This window comes from Pseudanabaena sp. 'Roaring Creek' (assembly GCF_001402795.1).
Taxonomy (GTDB): Bacteria; Cyanobacteriota; Cyanobacteriia; order Pseudanabaenales; family Pseudanabaenaceae; genus Pseudanabaena.
On the sequence record NZ_LIRE01000040.1, the window covers coordinates 1 to 4,689 of the forward strand.

Annotated in this window: 3 protein-coding genes; all 3 read left to right on the forward strand. The window is 47.0% G+C overall.

What is annotated here, in order from left to right; genetic code table 11:
- Positions 1-118: 118 nt before the first annotated feature.
- Positions 119-1,054, forward strand: coding sequence for an NAD(P)-dependent oxidoreductase (locus AC805_RS01215; RefSeq protein WP_055073721.1), 936 nt, complete (start codon positions 119-121; stop codon positions 1,052-1,054).
- A 161-nt stretch (positions 1,055-1,215) separates the two neighbouring features.
- Entirely contained in the window at positions 1,216-2,607 is a 1,392-nt protein-coding gene (murD, locus tag AC805_RS01220; RefSeq protein ID WP_055073722.1) for a UDP-N-acetylmuramoyl-L-alanine--D-glutamate ligase, read from the forward strand.
- Between the two features lie 8 nt (positions 2,608-2,615).
- A complete protein-coding gene (locus AC805_RS01225) occupies positions 2,616-4,514 on the forward strand; it encodes a penicillin-binding protein 2 (protein ID WP_055073723.1) in 1,899 nt (632 codons plus the stop codon).
- Positions 4,515-4,689: the final 175 nt, after the last annotated feature.

A 4,689-nucleotide genomic window follows, 5' to 3' on the forward strand; every position in this document is an offset into this window, starting at 1 on the left:
TTTTTGAAAGTGTTGCGAAGCAACACTTTCAAAAATTTTCTTGGTTTGGATTTGAGCGCAAAGCGCGGTAGGATCGCTATAGCTCAATGAGTAATTTTCAATCAGCAATTTGAATTTAATGTCAAAAAAAGTTTTTATTACGGGTGCGAGTGGTTGTGTCGGTCATTATCTGATCGAGATGCTTCTAGAAAAAACTGATTACGACCTATATCTGTTAGTCCGCGATCGCCGCAAATTGCAAATTGATGTAAGCAATCGCCCCAATGTGCATATTATCGAAGACTCAATGCAGAATATTGGTAATTATAAAGCCCTGCTTCGCACGATGGAGTTTGTCGTGAGTACTGCCGCAGGTTGGGGCGGAGAAGAAGCCTTTGTGGTTAACCGCGATAAAACAATTGAGCTATTTTCGTCACTCGATCCACAGGTGTGCGAACGGGCGATTTATTTCTCTACCGCCAGTATCCTTGATTCCCACAATCAGATCATTCCTGAAGCTGGCGAACTTGGGACAAATTATATTGCATCTAAACATGCCTGCTTGGAAACCTTAGAAAATTCTATTATTCGCGATCGCCTCATTACCGTATTTCCCACGCTCGTCTTTGGCGGCGCAGAGAATAAGCCCTACTCCCATCTTTCCAAGGGGCTCAAGGATATTCTGAAATATGTGCCCTATGCCAGATTCTTAAAAACCGATGGCAGTTTCCATTTTGTCCATGCGATCGATATTGCTCAAATTGTCACTTACCTACTGACTGCGCCATCCGTACCCGTAGCTCCTGCCCGATTAGTATTAGGAATGCAACGTCTCACGGCTCAGGATTTAATCGTTCAGTTCTGCGAATATTTAAATTTAAAAGTTGGTTGGCAATTTGAACTAACACCGTTTCTCGTGGATGCAGTTATCAAGCTATTCCGTATCGAAGTTGCCGAATGGGATCGTTTTTGCATCGCTCAACGCCACTTTACCTACGATGTGGTTTCTCCTGAAACCTTTGGCATGGTTTCTCAATATCCGCGTCTCGCCAATTTATTGGCAGAGGTCAAATAAAAAACAAAAATGAGTGGCGGATGAGTGGCGGCGCAAAGCGCCGCCACTCATCTAGCTATCGCTTAAGTTGCTATAGCAGTCCCAAACCATTTTAGTAAGCCTCATGTTCCTGTATCCTTAATTATTAACTTTTTAACAAACTTGTAAACCAAGCGATCGCTATGCCTCAAGCGTATGTACTAGGACTGGGACAGTCGGGAATTTCTGCTGCAAAACTACTCAAAGCTGATGGTTGGCAGGTGACAGTTAGTGATAGTAATAACAGTCCTAGCCTAGAACAAAGGAAACAAGCTTTAGAATCAGAAGGAATTACCGTTGAGCTTGGTGCTTTCCCCAACTTTGCTCAATTAATCGAAGCGGGGCAAAATATCGATCTTGTGACAGTCAGCCCAGGAGTGCCTTGGGATCGTCCAGAAATTGAACAAGCAAGATCCCTAGGGCTTGATACCATTGGCGAAATCGAACTGGCATGGCGCTATCTCAAACATATTCCTTGGGTGGGCATTACAGGAACCAATGGCAAAACTACGGTCACATCATTAACGGCGGCAATTTTTCAGGCTGCGGGACTAAAGGCGATCGCCTGTGGGAATATTGGCTTTCCTGCTTGCGAAATTGCCTTGCAAGTATTACAACACCAACTTCAACCCGATTGGATTATTGCGGAATTAAGTAGTTATCAGATTGAGTCTACCCAAACCGTATTGCCAGAAATTGGGATCTGGACTACCTTCACGCCCGATCACCTGAACCGTCACTATACTCTTGAAGCCTATCGGAATATCAAGGCAAGTTTGATCGATCGCTCAGCCCATATCATTCTCAATGGCAACGATCCTAATCTATGTAAATTTGGGGCAGCTATGTGGCCAAAAGCCCTCTGGACTGGGGTTGACAATCAAGTTGTGGAAGCCCATACGGATGGTATTTGTATCAATGATGGGTGGGTCAAGTTTCGTGGAGAAGCCGTTTTCCCGATTTCCCATTGGCAACTTTTGGGCAAGCATAATCGCCAAAACCTATTAATGTCAGTGGCGGCGGCGAAGTTGGCAGGAATCAGTTCCGAGCATATTGATTTTGCGATATCCCAATTTAAAGGTGTACCCCATCGGCTGGAGCATATCCGTTTGTATGAGGGAATTGCCTTTATTAATGACAGTAAAGCGACCAATTACGATGCTGCCGAAGTGGGCTTAAAAGCGGTAAAACCACCTGTGGTTTTGATTGCTGGCGGTCAACCCAAGCAGGGAGATGCAGATGCATGGCTAGAGCAAATTCGTCAAAGGGCGATCGCGGTTTTATTAATTGGAGAGGCTGCTCCATTATTTGCCGAAATGCTCAACGATGCAGGATTCAAAAACTATGAGATCGTGGAAACCCTAGAACGCGCCGTCAAACAGGCCGCCAAAATTGCCCATAGCCGCGCCCATAATCACCCTAGCCAGCCTCTGCCAACTGTGCTATTCTCGCCTGCATGTGCGAGCTTCGATCAGTTTGCTAACTTCGAGCAACGTGGCGATCGCTTCCGCCAACTCTGTCTAGATCTCGACTAAAAACGCCCATGACCCCATCTTTCCTCCCTAGAGATCTCGCAACTATCAATCTCTTCAAACGGCGCACCGTGCTGATCTGGATAATTTTAGCGGTGGCGATGCTGGGACTAGTGGTGCGTCTGGTATATTTGCAGGTCGTTACTTCGTCGGACTTGTTGGAAAAGGCAAGAAGGCAGCAAATGTTTACTTTGCGACCCTTTATCCCTCGACGGACGATCACCGATCGCAAAGGTGCAGTTTTAGCCTTGGATCGCCCTGTCTATACCCTTTTTGCCTATCCCCATTTATACAAAGAAAAGCCCGAAGAGATCGCTGCCAAACTTGCCCCGATTCTCAAACGCCCAGTGGACAAACTGCTGAGCGTTCTCACCCGCGATACTACTTCCATTCAAGTGGAGTACTGGCTCTCGGAAGAAAGTTCCGATCGCATCTATAACCTGCGACTGGACGGTTTAGAACTCATTCAGCAGCGTCATCGACTCTATCCCCAACAGGATCTTGCCTCGGAAATCCTCGGCTATGTAAATGTCGATCACCGAGGACAAGCGGGCATCGAACTCAGCCAAGAAAAACTATTAGAACGGACGGATCAAGCACCATCGGTCGCGCAGCAGGATGGCAATGGCAAATTTATTCCCAATCGCATTCCTGCGGGCATGATCAATAGCGATCGCACTAGCTTGCAAATGACGATCGATTCGCGGATCCAGCGCACGGCAAGACAGATCCTCAAACAACAGATGGTCAAGTTTAGTGCCAAGCGTGGAGCCGTGATCGTCATGGATGTTAGGGATGGCGGTTTACTTACCTTGGTAACCGAGCCCACCTACGACCCGAACCGCTATTATGAGGCGGATGTTAAACTCTTCAAAAATTGGGCAGTTTCCGATCTTTACGAACCTGGTTCGACCTTTAAGCCGCTTAATGTTGCGATCGCCCTCGAATCGGGAGCGATTCAGCCCGATACGGTATTTAATGACGAAGGGGCGCTTACCATAGGTGGCTGGCCAGTGGCAAACTTTGACTACGAACAAGTGGGTGCTGTTGGCCCTTTAAGTATCAGTCAAATTCTCCAGCGATCGAGTAATGTGGGGATGGTGCATATCATCCAGCGGATGAAGCCATCGGTCTATTATGGTTGGTTAGAGCGCATTGGTTTAGGCGATATTTCAGGCATTGACTTGCCTTCCGAAACCCCCAGCACGCTCAAACCGCAAGAACAATTCATCGAATATGTAATTGAACCCGCGACCGCAGCCTTTGGGCAAGGGTTTTCCCTAACTCCAATTCAAATGGTACAACTGCATGGGATTTTAGCTAGTGGCGGTAAGTTGCTCACGCCCCATGTGGTAAAGGGGTTAATTAACGAAGAAGGTGAAGAATATTATCAGCCTAAGTTACCGACTCCTCGCCAAGTTATTTCCCCAGCAACTACACAACGGGTCTTAGAAATGATGACGGATGTAGTAGAAAAAGGTACGGGTTTACCCGCACGCATTCCTGGGTATCGTCTGGCAGGTAAAACGGGAACTGCCCAAAAAGCATCTTCTACGGGTGGCGGCTATGCCAATGCCAAGATTACCAGTTTTGTCGGCATTTTCCCATCGAAAGAACCACGCTACGTCGTCATCGCTGTAATTGATGAACCCGTGGGTTCTGATGCCTTTGGTTCTACGGTAGCCGCTCCAATTGTCAAAACGGTGATCGAAGATATTATCGTCAGCGAAGGAATTCCCCCTAGCCATCCAGAGGAAGTTATTTCTAAAATACCTACGATTCCCGATCCTCAGCCTTCTACCTCTCCATCGCCTTCAGCATCGCCCACACCAGATGCGATACCTAGCCCTAACGCCACCCCCAACGGAACACCAAGTCCTGAGCCCAAACCATCCCGCGATCGCCCTTAGATCAACCCCAACAAAGATGAGTGCCGACACTCATCTTTGTTGGGGTTGATTTGTTTTATACCAATTCACGAATCAAAACCCAAGAATTAATTGGCGGCGCTTCGCGCCGCCAATTAATTCTTGGGTTTTATGTCTTATACCAATTCCCAAAAGTGTGGCTACACTTTTGGGAATT

Bases quoted from the DNA above. Each gene is read 5' to 3' on its own strand.
- murD (WP_055073722.1), top strand. From the start codon at position 1,216: ATGCCTCAAGCGTATGTACTAGGACTGGGACAGTCGGGAATTTCTGCT.
- AC805_RS01225 (WP_055073723.1), top strand. From the start codon at position 2,616: ATGACCCCATCTTTCCTCCCTAGAGATCTCGCAACTATCAATCTCTTC.
- AC805_RS01215 (WP_055073721.1), top strand. From the start codon at position 119: ATGTCAAAAAAAGTTTTTATTACGGGTGCGAGTGGTTGTGTCGGTCAT.